Annotated in this window: 15 protein-coding genes; 6 read left to right on the top strand and 9 right to left on the bottom strand. The window is 38.5% G+C overall.

From position 1 onward, the window contains the following. The first annotated feature begins 46 nt into the window (after positions 1 to 46). Positions 47 to 1,270: a TlpA disulfide reductase family protein gene (locus tag KO513_RS17620; protein WP_215914551.1), complete on the top strand. Its 1,224-nt coding sequence runs from the start codon at positions 47 to 49 to the stop codon at positions 1,268 to 1,270. A 3-nt stretch (positions 1,271 to 1,273) separates the two neighbouring features. On the opposite strand, the gene leuB is transcribed toward KO513_RS17620, so the two are convergent. Both leuB and KO513_RS17610 read right to left on the bottom strand, forming a co-directional pair. After that, on the bottom strand, positions 1,274 to 2,392 hold the full coding sequence (gene leuB / locus KO513_RS17615; RefSeq protein ID WP_215439112.1) for a 3-isopropylmalate dehydrogenase: 1,119 nt from the start codon (positions 2,390 to 2,392) through the stop codon (positions 1,274 to 1,276). A gap of 142 nt (positions 2,393 to 2,534) precedes the next feature. Continuing rightward, the gene (locus KO513_RS17610; RefSeq protein WP_215914550.1) at positions 2,535 to 3,707 is read right to left on the bottom strand and encodes a 2-isopropylmalate synthase; all 1,173 of its coding nucleotides are present in this window, start codon (positions 3,705 to 3,707) and stop codon (positions 2,535 to 2,537) included. Positions 3,708 to 4,013: 306 nt separating this feature from the next. On the opposite strand from KO513_RS17610, the gene KO513_RS17605 reads away from it, so the two are divergent. Then, positions 4,014 to 5,558 (top strand): hypothetical protein, encoded by a 1,545-nt coding sequence (locus KO513_RS17605; protein WP_215914549.1) that lies wholly within the window; start codon positions 4,014 to 4,016, stop codon positions 5,556 to 5,558. A gap of 3 nt (positions 5,559 to 5,561) precedes the next feature. Next, on the top strand, positions 5,562 to 6,425 hold the full coding sequence (locus tag KO513_RS17600; protein WP_252735944.1) for a DMT family transporter: 864 nt from the start codon (positions 5,562 to 5,564) through the stop codon (positions 6,423 to 6,425). 318 nt (positions 6,426 to 6,743) lie between these two features. Here KO513_RS17600 and KO513_RS17595 read toward each other — a convergent pair whose 3' ends face one another. The 6 genes from KO513_RS17595 to panB all read right to left on the bottom strand — a co-directional run bounded on the left by KO513_RS17595 (position 6,744) and on the right by panB (position 10,491). Further along, positions 6,744 to 7,052 (bottom strand): DUF3817 domain-containing protein, encoded by a 309-nt coding sequence (locus KO513_RS17595; protein ID WP_215914548.1) that lies wholly within the window; start codon positions 7,050 to 7,052, stop codon positions 6,744 to 6,746. Between the two features lie 2 nt (positions 7,053 to 7,054). Beyond that, entirely contained in the window at positions 7,055 to 7,513 is a 459-nt protein-coding gene (locus KO513_RS17590) for a hypothetical protein (protein ID WP_215914547.1), read from the bottom strand. A gap of 70 nt (positions 7,514 to 7,583) precedes the next feature. Continuing rightward, positions 7,584 to 8,174, bottom strand: coding sequence for a TetR/AcrR family transcriptional regulator (locus tag KO513_RS17585; RefSeq protein WP_215439124.1), 591 nt, complete (start codon positions 8,172 to 8,174; stop codon positions 7,584 to 7,586). A gap of 191 nt (positions 8,175 to 8,365) precedes the next feature. After that, positions 8,366 to 8,908, bottom strand: coding sequence for a DUF4252 domain-containing protein (locus KO513_RS17580; protein WP_215439126.1), 543 nt, complete (start codon positions 8,906 to 8,908; stop codon positions 8,366 to 8,368). Positions 8,909 to 8,941: 33 nt separating this feature from the next. Continuing rightward, a complete protein-coding gene (locus tag KO513_RS17575) occupies positions 8,942 to 9,640 on the bottom strand; it encodes an RluA family pseudouridine synthase (protein ID WP_215914546.1) in 699 nt (232 codons plus the stop codon). Between the two features lie 32 nt (positions 9,641 to 9,672). Then, the gene (gene panB / locus KO513_RS17570; protein ID WP_215439130.1) at positions 9,673 to 10,491 is read right to left on the bottom strand and encodes a 3-methyl-2-oxobutanoate hydroxymethyltransferase; all 819 of its coding nucleotides are present in this window, start codon (positions 10,489 to 10,491) and stop codon (positions 9,673 to 9,675) included. Between the two features lie 147 nt (positions 10,492 to 10,638). On the opposite strand from panB, the gene KO513_RS17565 reads away from it, so the two are divergent. Beyond that, entirely contained in the window at positions 10,639 to 11,097 is a 459-nt protein-coding gene (locus tag KO513_RS17565; RefSeq protein WP_215439132.1) for a nuclear transport factor 2 family protein, read from the top strand. Between the two features lie 50 nt (positions 11,098 to 11,147). Here the strand turns inward: KO513_RS17565 and KO513_RS17560 are convergent, their stop codons facing one another. Next, positions 11,148 to 12,614 (bottom strand): Gfo/Idh/MocA family protein, encoded by a 1,467-nt coding sequence (locus KO513_RS17560; RefSeq protein ID WP_215914545.1) that lies wholly within the window; start codon positions 12,612 to 12,614, stop codon positions 11,148 to 11,150. 170 nt (positions 12,615 to 12,784) lie between these two features. On the opposite strand from KO513_RS17560, the gene KO513_RS17555 reads away from it, so the two are divergent. Both KO513_RS17555 and KO513_RS17550 read left to right on the top strand, forming a co-directional pair. Further along, positions 12,785 to 13,654, top strand: a complete 870-nt coding sequence (locus tag KO513_RS17555; RefSeq protein ID WP_215914842.1) for a cation diffusion facilitator family transporter — start codon at positions 12,785 to 12,787, stop codon at positions 13,652 to 13,654. 147 nt (positions 13,655 to 13,801) lie between these two features. Then, the gene (locus KO513_RS17550) at positions 13,802 to 14,734 is read left to right on the top strand and encodes a 3-keto-disaccharide hydrolase (RefSeq protein ID WP_215914544.1); all 933 of its coding nucleotides are present in this window, start codon (positions 13,802 to 13,804) and stop codon (positions 14,732 to 14,734) included. Positions 14,735 to 14,765: the final 31 nt, after the last annotated feature.

Below are 14,765 nucleotides of genomic sequence, written 5' to 3'. Positions count from 1 at the left end.
GTAAGTTTTTGGCATGTATTCCGATTGTAAAAGAAAATAAGTGATAATGAAGAGATTAATGTTTTTGTGGATAGCGGTAATGGTGTTGGTTTCCTGTAAGGAAGAGAAGATACAGGGGCTGTCCGAAGGTATTTGGTTGGGGAAATTGCAAGTTATGGACGGAGAAAAGCTTCCTTTTAATTTTAATCTGAAAAAAGCGGAGAGCGGTGCGTACGTAATGGAAATTTATAACGCCACCGAAGTAATAACAGTAGATGAGATTGTTATAAAGGGTGATTCCATACGGATTCAAACCCCGGTATTTGAGGGTTACATTTCGGGTAAATTTAACGAAAAGCGCATAGAAGGGAGCTTTGTAAAAGAAAGCTTGGATAGGGTAGTGTCATTCGAGGCGATTTTTGGAGAGGAAGACCGCTTTTCCATTACTCAGCCAGCTTCTGTAAATGTTTCAGGTATTTGGGAAACGGAATTTAGTCCTAATACGTCGGAGAGTTACATGGGAAAAGGAATTTTTGCTGAAAATGCTGGCAAGGTAATTGGAACTTTTAGAACTACCACTGGCGACTATAGGTATTTGGACGGAGTGGTAACGGGAGATTCTTTAAAACTATCAGCTTTTGACGGAGCTCATGCCTTTTTGTTCAAAGCTCAGATAACGGACAGTACTTTGAACGGTATTTTTTATTCGGACAATCATTTTAAGGAGCCTTTTGTAGCTAAAAGAAACGAAAGTTTTGAGCTTCCGGACGCGGACTCACTTACATTTTTAAAGAAAGGCTATGATAAATTTGCGTTTTCTTTTCCGGATGCAAAAGGAAATATGGTTTCATTAACGGATAAAAGGTTTCAGGATAAAGTTGTTCTAGTGCAAATTATGGGCTCATGGTGCCCCAATTGTCTGGATGAGACTAAATTTTATGTCAATTATTTAAATGAAAATAGGGTAGAAGACTTAGAGGTAGTGGCCTTGGCGTTCGAGTATGCTAAAACAAAGGAACTTGCCTTTAAGAGTATTGAGCGTTTGAGACAGCGTATAGGAGTAGATTATCCAATTCTATTGGCTCAGTATGGTTCATCGGATAAAGAGGAAGCGCAACAAAAATTACCAATGTTAAACCAGGTCCTGTCGTACCCTACCACTTTGTTCATTGATAAAAAAGGAGAAGTAAGAAAAATCCATACTGGATTTAACGGTCCTGCAACCGGAGATAAATATACCAAGTTCAAAAAGGAATTTGATACGTACGTAAAAATGTTGGCGAATGAGTAGAAATTAAATAATGGTAGATTTTCCCAAACCGATATTCTCGTCGTTTATGCTTGGGTTTTCATCAGATTCTACAATATTTTCCGATATAAAATCGCCTACATAATCCGTTCCGTATTTACTGCTGCCCAGAACATCTGTGGTAACTACCTTCTTCATAAAAGACTTGTGAACGGCAGCCACAATGGCATTGGCTTCTTCGTTTAGATTAAAATGTTGCAACAACATAGCTGTACTTAAAATAGATGCTACAGGGTTGGCAATGTTCTTTCCTTTTGCTTGAGGGTATGAACCGTGAAAAGGCTCAAACATGGCGTTTTCGGCACCTACGGATGCTGAAGGTAACAATCCCACGGAACCAAGAATAACACTCCCTTGATCGGATAGGATATCACCAAACATGTTATCCGTTAAAACCACATCAAATTGGCGCGGGTTGAGCATCATTTGCACTGCTGCATTATCAATAAAAAGGCACTCTAAAGTAACTTCCGGATAACTTTTTGAGATATCCGTTACCGTTTTTCTCCAAAGTCTAGAGGATTCCAATACATTGGCCTTATCCACTAAAGTCAGTTTTTTGCGTCTTTTTTTAGCGGTTTTGAACGCTAAATGTGCAATACGGCTTATCTCTTCTTCGGAATAGGAGCAAAGGTCGGATGCAGTTGTACCATCTGCACTCAATGTTTTTTCTCCAAAATAAATGCCTCCCGTCAACTCCCTGAAAATAACAAGATCGGTATTGTCTACAATATTTCTTTTAAGCGGAGAGTTGTCCAAAAATGCAGGAAACATTTTTATGGGTCTAATACTGGCAAAAAGACCAAGTTCTTTGCGCAAACGCAATAGTCCTTGTTCGGGCCGTACTTTAGCTTCGGGATTGTTATCGTATTCCAAGGCGCCAATAGAGCCAAAAAGAATAGCATCGGATTCTCTGCACAGTTGTAAGGTTTTGTCCGGTAAAGGCCTTCCTGATCCGGACATGGCAATAGCACCAACGGGCGCTTCAACAAGTTCAAACCTATGGTTGAACGTTTCTTCGATCGCTTTAAGGCATTTCACGGATTGGGCCAATACTTCTGGACCTATCCCGTCACCGCCAAGGAGGGCAATTTTTAGCTGCATCTAGAGAATTTTTAAAGTGCTACCTGAATAAAACCTACAAGAAAGTGATTTTAATCATAAGAAGCTAAGATTAAAAATTTTTAGGACATTAAGGCTAAAAAAAGATTAAAATATAAAAGGATCAGACCTCCAGTATATTTGCTTAGGAAATACTCTCTATAGTAATATTGCTGGCCTCAATGATTTTTGGAATATCTTGATCCGAAATTTCTTTGTGGCTATCCGCAAATTTTAAGAACTCTTGATATACCTCGTCTAGTTGAAGTTTTGTCAACTCATATCCTACTAATTTGGCCCTGTAAGCCAAAGCAGCTCTACCGCTTCTTGCGGTAAGAACAATAGATGATTCGTTAACACCAACATCCGCCGGGTCAATAATTTCGTAAGTCTCCCTATTTTTTATGACACCATCTTGGTGAATTCCAGAACTATGGGCAAAAGCATTAGCACCTACAATAGCCTTGTTGGGCTGTACCATCATTCCCATTTTTTGAGAAACCATTTGGCTTGTGTCAAAAAGCAATTTACTGTTAATGTTGGTGTCTAGGTTTAAGCTAGGATGCTGACGTAAAATCATTACAACTTCTTCCAAAGAAGTATTTCCGGCACGTTCGCCAATACCATTAATAGTACATTCTATTTGGCGGGCACCGTTTATAACGCCGGCAATGGAGTTTGCTGTTGCCAAACCTAAATCATTATGGCAATGACAAGAAAGTGTAGCCTTATGTATTCCGGTTACATTTTCTTTTAAATATTTCATTTTAGCACCATATTCTTCTGGCAAACAATATCCTGTTGTATCTGGAATATTCAAAACAGTGGCACCTGCCTTCACTACAGCTTCACAGACCCTGGCCAAGAACTCGTTGTCGGTTCGGCCGGCATCTTCAGCATAAAATTCAACATCCTCAACAAAAGTTTTGGCATAACTTACGGCATCTACAGCTCTTTCGATTATGGCATCCCTATTGGAATTGAACTTGAATTTTATGTGTGAATCAGAAGTTCCTATACCTGTATGTATACGGGGCCTTTTGGCATGTTTAAGTGCGTCTGCAGCAACTTCAATGTCTTTCTTTACCGCACGGGTAAGTCCGCAAACAGTAGCATTTTTAACGAGTTGTGATATCTGGGTAACGGATTTGAAATCACCGGGACTCGATACAGGAAAACCAGCCTCAATAATATCTACTCCTAAATAATCCAGTCGTTCAGCGATTACTAATTTTTGTTCAGCATCTAATTTACAACCGGGCACCTGCTCACCATCACGAAGTGTTGTATCAAAAATTTGTACCTTATCTTTACTCATTATATCTTGTAGTTTAGCTAACTTAGGAACTGCTTGCAATAATTTCTTTGTCTACAAATATCATATTTTGTACTGTTATATCAACATTTTTTAATAACCTTAGCCCTGTCTTTTGCCAAAATGGGTAGATTATTGTACAAACGTCTATATGTTAGGATCCAAACAAAAAATGGCAATAAAGTTCAATACGAATATATAACCAATAGAGCGAACCACCTAGTACCTGCATTAAATAGTACAACGTTAAGCTGGTTTTTTGGTTGTTTAATATATTGATAATAAGTAAATTAAATAATATTTTTTACGATGACAAATGCGCACAGAGATGCTTTGTTCGTGCTGGTGAAATCTCTTTCAAAATCCGAAAAGCGCCAATTCAAATTATACGTGGGGCGATTGGGGGTAAATACCGATGCTAAATTCTTGGCTTTGTTCAACCTAATGGACAAGCTTAGAAAGTATGACGAAAAGGCGATTTTGGATAGCGGAATCGTTAAAAAAGCACAATTATCTAATCTTAAAGCGCACCTATATAAACAAATTTTGGTGAGCTTAAGGTTGAATCCGGTGAACCAAAATATCCGGGTTCAAATACGGGAACAATTAGATTTTGCCACAATTCTTTATCAAAAGGGACTTTACAAACAAAGCCTGAAGATTCTTGACAAGGCAAAATCTACCGCCATAGAGAACGAAGAGAAGAATATAGCTTACGAAATAGTGGAACTGGAGAAAATTATTGAAACCCAGTATATTACCCGTAGTATTCCCGATAGGGCAGATGAGTTGGCCATACAGGCCAAAGAGCTTTCCGCACAGAATGTAATGACCAGTAAATTGTCTAATCTTTCTTTGCAGTTATACGGTATTATGTTAAAAGTAGGCTATGTTAGAAGTGATGAAGACTATAATCGTGTAAAGACTTATTTTGAAACCCATTTGCCCAAATATCAATTAAAAAATTTAGGTTTTAGGGAGAAATTATGGTTATATAAGGCACATCTTTGGTACAGTTTTTTAACCCAAGATTTTCTGTCTTCTTACAAGTATGCTACTAAATGGGTAGATCTTTTTTATGAGCATGAAGAGCAAATACATCTTAATCCGGTTTTCTTTTTAAAGGGAAATCACTATTTGCTAGAATCTATTTTTTATGTAAAATACAGTTCTCACTTTAGGGAAGTTTTGGAAAGGTTGGAAGCCGTAGTGGAGAGTAAGAGTTTTCCAAAAAACGATAACATTGCGTCCTTATCATTTCTGTACATTAATGCGAATAAATTAAACCTTCATTTTTTGGAAGGGACTTTTAATAAGGGCCTGTATCTGGTTAAAATTGTTGAATACGGAATAAATAAGCACAAAGACCGTATAGATGCTCATCATATCATGGTGTTATACTATAAAATAGCCTGTTTGTATTTTGGAATTGGCGATAATAAAACTTGTATACAATACCTGAAGAAAATAATAAATAACAAGAACTTGAAAATGAGGGAAGACCTCATGTGTTTCGCACGGGTTTTAAGTTTGGTGGCGCATTATGAGGCGGGAATGGACTATCATTTAGAAATTCAGTTAAAGAGTACCTATAAGTTTCTTTTAAAGATGAACGATCTACACGCGGTTCAAAAAGAGATGATAAAGTTTCTAAGAAACCTCGGAAACATTTTCCCCAACGAACTAAAAAACGAATTTCAAAAATTGCACACGGAGCTTAAAAAATATGAGGATCATCCTTATGAAAAGAGGGCTTTTCTGTACTTAGATATTATTTCTTGGTTAGAAAGTCATTTAGAAAACAGACCTGTGGCAGAAATTATTCGTGAAAAGGCTATGGCCGTAAAAAGATAACATTTGGGGTCCAATACTTCTTTTAACATCAAGAACTTTCTGGAAATTAACTTGGCCATGGTGCTATTAAGCACTTCTGGTCCTTTAGGTAGGTTTATAGAGCTGCCCGTACCTATAACCATTGGTATTAGATCTTTAATAGCACTTCTGCTGTTGTTTCTCTATTGCCGTGTAAAGGGAATTTCATTTGGGTTGAGTAGTAAAGATAGGATGCCGGTACTAGTAAGCGGAGTCCTTATGGGGGTGCATTGGTTGGCTTATTTTATGGCTTTACAAAAATCCAATGTGGCCATAGGTATGCTTTCATTATTTACGTATCCTGTGATTACCGCTTTTTTAGAGCCCCTGTTTCTTAAGACAAGGTTTCAGAAAATGCATTTGTTGTTGGGAGTTTTGGTGCTTTGTGGCATCTATTTCTTGGTGCCTGATTTTAGTTTTGAGAATAGTTATACCGTGGCCATTGGTTTTGGTGTGTTTTCTGCACTGTGCTACGCCGTCCGTAATTTAATACTTAAGAAACAGGTAGATACTTATCCAGGATCGGTTTTAATGGTGTATCAAATGGCAATAATTTGTTTAATGCTTGCGCCAGCTTTTTTTTATTACGAACTAGAAGCTATACCTAGCCAATGGGCGGGACTGTTAGGATTGGCGGTAGTGACTACGGTCTTTGGTCATACCATGTTCGTAAATTGTTTCAAATACTTTTCTATTACCACTATTAGTATTTTAAGTAGTATTCAACCGGTTTATGGAATCCTAATCGGTGCTTTGGTCCTATCGGAAATCCCGGCATGGTCTACCGTTATAGGTGGATGTTTGATACTTACCTCGGTTATCGTGGAGAGTGTCCGGTCGTACAGGTAAGTTTTCCAGTAAAGAAACGAAGGATGCAAATCATATTTATTCGAGTTCCTTACAGTTGAAATTCTGAATTTTCAATAAATCTATAACGGTTTTGTTTGAGCAGTTTTTGCTCTCTATGCGAAGAATATTATCGCAATCCTCTAGATCAAAATTCCAGTGAGATTCGCCAAATAAAACGTCTAAATACGGTTTTAAGTTGGCGACTTGGTTTTTGTTTTGAACGCTCGTTTTAAAAACGTGTACCATGTTTTAAAATTTAATAGGCCGGTTTGTGTAAATAGTGATTGTTTTAGAAATAAGTAAGAATCAGAAAGGAACTTACGGTTGCAGTTTGCTAAGGATTTTATTGTCAATATAAAAAGTGCCGAATGGAATAAAACACGCTAAAATTACTTTCCAAGTTGTGGTTCGGAATCTCCAATTTTGCTCAATTCCAACGCTCAAGGTATTTATAACAAAGAGCATGAAAATAGCACCGTGAATAGGGCCTAATGATTTTGTTAGACTTGGTTCGTTAAAATAATGTTTCATAGGTGCAGCAATGAAAATAAGCACCAAAAGTGAAATGCCTTCTATGAAGCCAATTATACGTAAACGACCCACTTTTGAGTTAAGTAAATTCTTCATAATTATCTGATATAAGGTCTGTTTGCTAATGGTGAAAATGGCCATGGGATGGCAATACATATGATACATAGGGCAATTAGGAACCAGATGAGAATGGTCCGGAATTTTTCTTTATCCGTTGGTTTTCGTTTTGCTACAGCAGAACCAATAGTAATCAAGACTATTGCAGATAACATTAGAATCATGTGCAATAAGCTATAAAATAGGGCTTCAAGGTTGTTTACGGCTTCATCTAAATTCTTCCAAAAATATTTTATCATAGGACTTTGGGAGTAAAGAATAAGGCCGATTACAAGTTGAAGGTGAGCAATTGTCGCCGTCCAATGTCTAATGAGATTATCAAGTTTGGAGAATTTTAAGTTTTGAAAATAACCTCTATAGGCCTTAAAAATAGAGATGATTAGAGAAGCAAGAACAAACCATCGTATGATAGAATGATAGTACAGGAGCGATTGATACATTGGTGTTTCATTAAGATCAATGCAAATCTAATAAAAAACATACTACATAGTATGTTTTTGTTTGTCTAAGTTATTTCAGGTGGTCTAAATATGTTTTAAGTTCTTCTAAATAAGAATGATAAATGTCTGCACTGTTAAATATTTTTCCCAAGTTACGAACGCCCCAATAGCCAGATAGTATAAAATGGGCTACCTGTTTTGGGTTTGCATTTCCAGATAAAGCTCCGCTGTCAATTCCTATTTGTATGCTATTTTCTAGACTTGTTTGCCATTCCATTACCAATTCATTAAGTGCTTCGGAAAATTTAGGGTTCCATGGTGTCATCTCTTGGGCTAAGTTGCTTATGGGACAGCCATTTTCAAATTGTAAGAAAGGAGTTTCCAGCAAAAGAGATTTTATTAAAGCGTAAATACCTTCTGTTGGGTCTTTGGAATTTTGCAATGGGGCTAGAAATGCCGACTGTATCTCTGGCTTAACGATTTCGTTTATAATTGCTATTCCCATTTCATCTTTTGTTTTGAAATGATAGTAGAAGGCACCTTTAGTAACTTGTGTGGTAGCAATTATTTCATCAATACTGGTGGTTTGGTACCCTTTTTTATATATGAGTTGAAAAGACTTCTGAAGGATAGTGTTACGTGTGTTTGATGCTTTGCCCATAAAAGATACTAATTAGTATGATTCTGCAAAGTAACCAAAAAAAACGCTCATAAGAATAGATTTCCTTACGAGCATTTTTTAGAATGCATTCAAGTCTAAGTCTGTAAATGATAAATAGAAAGCTAACCTTATTCCTGTTGGAAATTAACTATTCTATTCATGGCTTATAGATAAAATCGACGGTAAGCTATTTAATTACTTTTTTCTTGGTTGGTGCCAGGAGTAAAATTTCCACCCTGATATTGGTTGATAAGTCCATCTCCCAGTTTTTGAAATTCTTCGTTCTGCGCCATTTGACGCACTTTTACCGGGTCAAAGTTCCCGTTAAAATATAGAAAAGAACCATTTTGATTATTGTTATTATAAATCAGGATTTCTTTTACGGCATCTCTTTTTTCACGTATGCTTACCACATTACGCTTTAGTTCATCGTTTTTTCGGTATACTTCAATAAAAGAACTGCCCGTTATGCCGTTCATTTGTTTGTTTAAAAATTCGGTTTTCGCAGCAGTTGTGCTGGGAAAAGACATGTAACGCAAATCTTTGGTATTGCCAACAAGGGATTTCATTTCGGGAGAGATGCCACTAATGAGCGAGAGCATAAAACGGGGTACCCGTACGGCCGTTACATGGTCGTCTTCTTTGTGGGCGTTGTAGAAAGTGTCTATTGAATTATAAGTACCGCATGAGGCAAGCAGTACAAGACTGCAAAGGATTAGTGTTCTTCTGATCATGGTCTTGTGTTTATACAGTTAAATATACTGTTTTTAACAACAAGCGTTCCAAACTGGGTCATTAGGGGGCGGGGCCACTATTTCTAAAGCTTCTTTTTTTACTGGATGCACAAACTTTAGTTTACGGGCGTGCAAATGAATACTGGCATTGGGATTGCTTCGGTCAAAACCGTATTTTAAATCTCCTTTTATAGGACAACCTATAGCAGCCAATTGTGCCCTAATTTGGTGATGGCGACCGGTATGTAAATCTATTTCAAGAAGGAAATAACGGTCTAGTTTTTTTATCACCTTATATTCCAAAACCGCTTTTTTGCTATCCGGAACCTCTTTGGAATGGGCGTAGGATTTATTTTGTTTGGGATTACGCTTTAACCAATGTGTAAGGGTGTCTTGACTTTTGCTAGGGGCATTTTTTACGATGGCCCAATAGGTCTTTTTTGCTTCTTTTTCGGCAAACAATTTGTTTAGACGGGGTAGGGCCTTTGACGTTTTTGAAAAGACCACAATACCTGAAGTGGGGCGGTCTAGCCTATGGGCCACCCCTAAATAAACATTCCCCGGCTTATTGTACTTTTCTTTTATATACAGTTTAACCACCTCGCTAAGCGGCATATCCCCGGTCTTATCGCCCTGCACAATATCTCCCGGCCGCTTGTTTATGGCAATCAGGTGATTGTCTTCGGATAGGACCAATAGATTTTTGGGGTCGGAAATAACTTTTTTGGCCACTGGAGCAAATAATTAGAGTTGGTAAAACGGACTTAGTATTGCTCGTCATCGTTAGGGAAATCCCTGTTCTTTACATCGGTAACATATTGCGAAATGGCACTTCCCATTTCTTCATAGAGATTCATATAACGGCGTAAAAACCTTGGGTTAAACTCATGGGTCATACCTAACAAATCATGAATTACAAGTACTTGTCCATCTGCATGCTTACCACCGCCAATACCAATGGTAGGTATAGAAATACTTTCGGAAACTTTTTTGGTCAATGCTGCCGGAATTTTCTCCAGAACAATGGCAAAACACCCTAGTTTCTCAAGGAGTTTGGCATCTTCTATTAATTTTTCAGCTTCCTCTTCCTCTTTGGCGCGAACCGTATAGGTGCCAAACTTATAAATGGACTGCGGTGTAAGCCCTAAGTGGCCCATAACCGGTATGCCCGCATTCAATATTCTCTTTACAGATTCTTTAATTTCTACACCACCTTCCAGTTTTACGGCATGTGCACCACTTTCTTTCATAATTCTAATAGCGGAGCGGAGTGCTTCTTTAGGATCGCTCTGGTAACTCCCAAAAGGAATATCCACAACCACCAAAGCTCTTTCTATAGCACGAATAACGGAAGTAGCATGATAGATCATTTGATCTAAGGTAATAGGCAGGGTAGTTTCGTGGCCCGCCATAACGTTACTTGCGGAATCACCTACAAGAATAACATCTACATTGGCAGAATCTACAATCTTGGCCATAGAATAATCATATGCAGTAAGCATAGATATTTTTTCGCCGTGCTTTTTCATGTCCACTAAAGACTTTACCGTTACTCTCTTATATTCTTTCTTTGCCGTTGACATAGTAGTTTTGTTTTGGTGGGATAAATGTAAGGAAAATGTTGGGTTTAGAGGCTAAACGCCGTTGCCTTCTAGTATATAGAGATATAAGGGTGGGTAACTTGCTAGTACTAAATGGAATATTTATTAAGTTTGATAAAACAGATAGCGATGAAAAACATTTTTAAAATACTGTTCTGCCTTTTTTCATTGTCCGTTTCTGCTCAGGAAACAGAAGAAATAGCCATTAAGAAGACCATTGAAGCTTTTTTTGATGGATTTCATCAACAAGATTCGGTTCAAATTAAAAATACAGTTTCCAATACCGTAATCATGCAAACCATTGCAACGGATGAAAAAGGAAACCCACTAGTAAAGACCCAAGAGTTTTCAGATTTTTTAAAATCGATAGTCAGTATTCCCGAAAGCACAAAATTTGAAGAGGTTATAACTGATTATTCCATTCAAATAGATGGTCCAATGGCCAATGCTTGGACGCCTTATATCTTTAAAATCGATGGTGCGTTTCATCATTGTGGGGTCAACTCTTTTCAATTGGTAAAAGAGGACGAGAAAGATTGGAAAATAATCTACATTATAGATACTAGGAGAAAGGAAAATTGTAAATAAAAAGGCGGGTTGTTAAACCCGCCTTTTTTCAATCTTTACAAGGTGTCAATTTAAACTTTCCAGCCATCACGGTAGGTTCTACCTACAAATTGGTTGGCTTCTTCTAGATTGGTAATGCGCATGTTTTCGCCGTCCCATAAAAGTTTTTTCCGGGCATAGAAATCCATTTTGCCTGCACTGTCTTCTTTTCTCAACAAATAGCTTCTAATGGCCAAGTTCCCCATAAGAACGGTTTCAGTCATAGGACCGGCATAATCGAAAGAGGAAGTTAAACCTTTATGTTCTTCACTGCCAAAACCGGCTTTACAGGCATCTACCCACTTGCGCTGATGTCCGTATTCAGGTTCTTCGTTAGGCTCAGTTTCAGGACCAAAATCAGTTGTACCATCGTTCAAGTATAATTTTGGAGTAAGCGGACTACTATCGTTTATGTTGGTAGAGATAATTCCTTTTTCTCCAATGATAAGAACTCCATTATAGCTTCCTGGTCCACCTATGTCATTATTGGCCGGTATAATATCTGGGTGCGAAGGTCTAATTCCACCATCGTTCCAGGTCATTTCAATTGGAGTTTTAGTTTTTTCCGTCGCATCAAAATGAAGTGTAATGAACGAGGAAGCTGGGCAACCTTCTGGATGGTAGTCCGCATTCCACATTTGTGAATATACAGAACTAACACTGGCCTCGGCATCCGTAGGATACTTTAATCCTAATGTTCTAAACGGAATATCTATCAAATGACAACCAACATCACCTAAGGCTCCAGTACCATAATCCCACCAACCTCTCCAGCTAAAAGGGTGCAAGTTGGGCGTGTAAGGTTTTTCGGGTGCCGGGCCTAGCCAAAGATTCCAGTCTAGGCTATCTGGTTTTAAACTTGGGTCTGGAGCTTGCATGGCACCACCTTGCGGCCATACAGGACGATTGGTCCATACCTGGACTTTGGATACGGCACCAATAGCGTCATCATCTATCCATTTTTGAACCATACCTAAAAGCGGATTGGAACCTCCTTGGTTTCCCATCTGACTTACAATTTTGTTGTCCCGTGCCATTTGGGTCAGGATTCGCGCCTCGCGTATGTTATGCGTCATGGGTTTCTGTACGTAGACATGTATGCCTCTTTCCATAGCATACGCTGCAGCTGGGCCGTGAATGTGATCAGGTGTGGAAATGGTAACAGCATCAATACCCTTTTCTTTATCCAACATTTTGCGGTAATCGGCATAGAGCTTCGCCTTTGGAAAATTTTCTACGGATTTTTTGGCAGAACCGCCAAAATCTACATCACATAAAGCAGCTACTTTTTCGCGGCCGTTTACGGAGGCATTAAAAATATCGCTAGAACCTTTGCCCCCTGCGCCAATGGCAGCTAGGTTTAAACGGTCGCTTGGGGCCAAGTAGCCCATACCGCCCAAAACGTGCCTGGGGACAATGAAAATTGAGGATGCGATTGCTCCTTTTTTAATAAAGGATCTTCTTGAACTGGTTGAGGAGTTGTTTTTTTTGTGTGCCATTAATTTTTGGTTTTAGTTGTGAAAGGCTTCTAAAGTTACTTAAATTTCCTGCACTTTGAAGAAAAGTTAAAACTTCATAATAGTAGAGGTGTCGGTTAAGCAAATACAAGGTGAATCATATGTATTTGCTACCTTTAAAATTCACATGACGAGTAACCTAAAAAGCAATGATGACCAACGAGCAAATTGGCATACGCACCACCTATCTTAGTATTTTTGGGAATGTGGTTTTAGCACTTATAAAAGGGCTTGCCGGTATTTTTGGAAACTCTTATGCTTTAATTGCCGATGCCATAGAGTCTACTACGGATATTTTTTCTTCGGCTCTAGTTTTATTGGGTTTTAAGTACGCAAAACGCCCGGCAGATTCCAACCATCCGTACGGTCATGGTAAAATTGAGCCCTTAATTACTTTTGGGGTGGTAGCCTTTTTAGTGACTTCGGCAACCATTATTGCCTATGAGAGTATACAGAACATACAAACACCCCATAAGGTTCCAAAAGCGTGGACGCTTATAGTTTTAGCGGGTATAATTTTATGGAAAGAAATTCTCTATCGTTTGGTCATCAAAAAAAGTAAAGAGACCCATAGCTCTTCATTAAAAGCCGATGCTTGGCACCATAGAAGCGATGCCATAACTTCTATAATGGCCTTTATTGGAATCTCAATAGCTATTATTTTTGGTAAGGGGTATGAAACTGCGGATGATTGGGCAGCTTTACTGGCTTCGGTATTTATTCTTTACAATAGCTATTTGATTTTTAGACCTGCACTTGGTGAGATTATGGACGAGCAATTATATGATGATATATTAATTAGGGTCCGAGAAAAATCTATGGAAGTGAGCGGAGTGCTGGATACTGAAAAATGTTACATTAGAAAAGCGGGAATGAAATACCACGTAGATTTGCACGCTAGGGTAAATGCTACTATTTCCGTAAAGGACGGACATGAAATTGCCCATAACCTAAAGGACCATTTAAAATCGGAAATACCAAATTTGGGCCATGTGTTAATTCATATTGAGCCACATGAATAAGATGAAGTTGAAAATCACCCAACTTCATCTGAGGAACTGCTACCGAATTAAAAATAATCTATAAATTTAGCACCTTATACTAACTCAGCATTGGTAACGGGGACCTCAGCTAACCGCACCAATCTAAAAACAACTCAATTAATGAAAATGAAGTCAAGATTAATGATGGCAGCTACAGTTTTATTACTGTGGACAGGAAATGTGTTACAAGCGCAAGATGAAAACCCATTAGAAGGAAAATGGGATTTGGTAATAGAAAAGGATGGAACCCAGCTTCCCTCGTGGCTAGAGATTACCCATTCCGGAACAAATACTTTGGTAGGTCGTTTTGTGTATGCATTTGGTAGTGCAAGACCAATTTCGGAAGTGGTGGTAAATAATGATGTTTTTAGTTTTGTTATACCTAAGCAATGGGAGCCGGAAGGAACGGATATGACCTTTACCGGAGCTTTGGATGGCGAAGGTCTTAAGGGAACTATGATTTATACGGATGGGCAACCTTATAGTTGGACCGCCGTTAGGGCACCAAAATTAGATTACGTAGCAAAAGCCAAATGGGGTAAGACCAAAGAGCTTTTTAACGGTAAGGATTTAAGCGGATGGAAAGCTATGGGGGAAAACCAGTGGGTAGTTGAAGACGGTATTCTATCCAGTCCAAAGTCTGGTGCCAACTTGGTGTCCGAAGAAAAGTTCAAGGACTTTAAATTACATGCAGAATTTAAAGTACCATCTGGAAGTAATAGCGGTATTTATCTAAGAGGACGTTACGAAGTGCAGATTACGGATGATAAGGGTTCCGACCCTTCAAGTGTATTGTTTGGAGGTATCTACGGCTTTCTGACCCCAAATGAAATGGCGGCTAATGATGCCAGTGAGTGGCAAACGTATGATATTACGTTAATTGGTCGTCGTGTGACCATTGTGGCAAACGGAAAAACGATTATAAACGATCAAAATATTCCAGGAATAACCGGTGGGGCACTAGATAGTAAGGAAGGAGAGCCGGGTCCGTTTTTAATTCAAGGAGATCACGGTCCTATAATGTTCAGAAAGTTTGAGGTAACTCCAAGAGTAGAGTAGTGCTCCTATAAGAATACTTAGAAAACGCCTA

It is taken from the genome of Zobellia sp. B3R18, from assembly GCF_018860715.1.
Lineage (GTDB): Bacteria > Bacteroidota > Bacteroidia > Flavobacteriales > Flavobacteriaceae > Zobellia > Zobellia russellii.
Note: the sequence above shows the minus strand (reverse complement) of the source record. Positions and strands in the feature narration are given on the sequence as shown.

What these genes read in the sequence shown, in the direction of transcription:
- panB (WP_215439130.1), bottom strand. Translation starts at nt 10,491, where the DNA reads ATGTCAACGGCAAAGAAAGAATATAAGAGAGTAACGGTAAAGTCTTTA.
- leuB (WP_215439112.1), bottom strand. Translation starts at nt 2,392, where the DNA reads ATGCAGCTAAAAATTGCCCTCCTTGGCGGTGACGGGATAGGTCCAGAA.
- KO513_RS17620 (WP_215914551.1), top strand. Translation starts at nt 47, where the DNA reads ATGAAGAGATTAATGTTTTTGTGGATAGCGGTAATGGTGTTGGTTTCC.
- KO513_RS17605 (WP_215914549.1), top strand. Translation starts at nt 4,014, where the DNA reads ATGACAAATGCGCACAGAGATGCTTTGTTCGTGCTGGTGAAATCTCTT.
- KO513_RS17550 (WP_215914544.1), top strand. Translation starts at nt 13,802, where the DNA reads ATGAAGTCAAGATTAATGATGGCAGCTACAGTTTTATTACTGTGGACA.
- KO513_RS17610 (WP_215914550.1), bottom strand. Translation starts at nt 3,707, where the DNA reads ATGAGTAAAGATAAGGTACAAATTTTTGATACAACACTTCGTGATGGT.
- KO513_RS17585 (WP_215439124.1), bottom strand. Translation starts at nt 8,174, where the DNA reads ATGGGCAAAGCATCAAACACACGTAACACTATCCTTCAGAAGTCTTTT.
- KO513_RS17595 (WP_215914548.1), bottom strand. Translation starts at nt 7,052, where the DNA reads ATGAAGAATTTACTTAACTCAAAAGTGGGTCGTTTACGTATAATTGGC.
- KO513_RS17590 (WP_215914547.1), bottom strand. Translation starts at nt 7,513, where the DNA reads ATGTATCAATCGCTCCTGTACTATCATTCTATCATACGATGGTTTGTT.
- KO513_RS17555 (WP_215914842.1), top strand. Translation starts at nt 12,785, where the DNA reads ATGACCAACGAGCAAATTGGCATACGCACCACCTATCTTAGTATTTTT.
- KO513_RS17580 (WP_215439126.1), bottom strand. Translation starts at nt 8,908, where the DNA reads ATGATCAGAAGAACACTAATCCTTTGCAGTCTTGTACTGCTTGCCTCA.
- KO513_RS17560 (WP_215914545.1), bottom strand. Translation starts at nt 12,614, where the DNA reads ATGGCACACAAAAAAAACAACTCCTCAACCAGTTCAAGAAGATCCTTT.
- KO513_RS17565 (WP_215439132.1), top strand. Translation starts at nt 10,639, where the DNA reads ATGAAAAACATTTTTAAAATACTGTTCTGCCTTTTTTCATTGTCCGTT.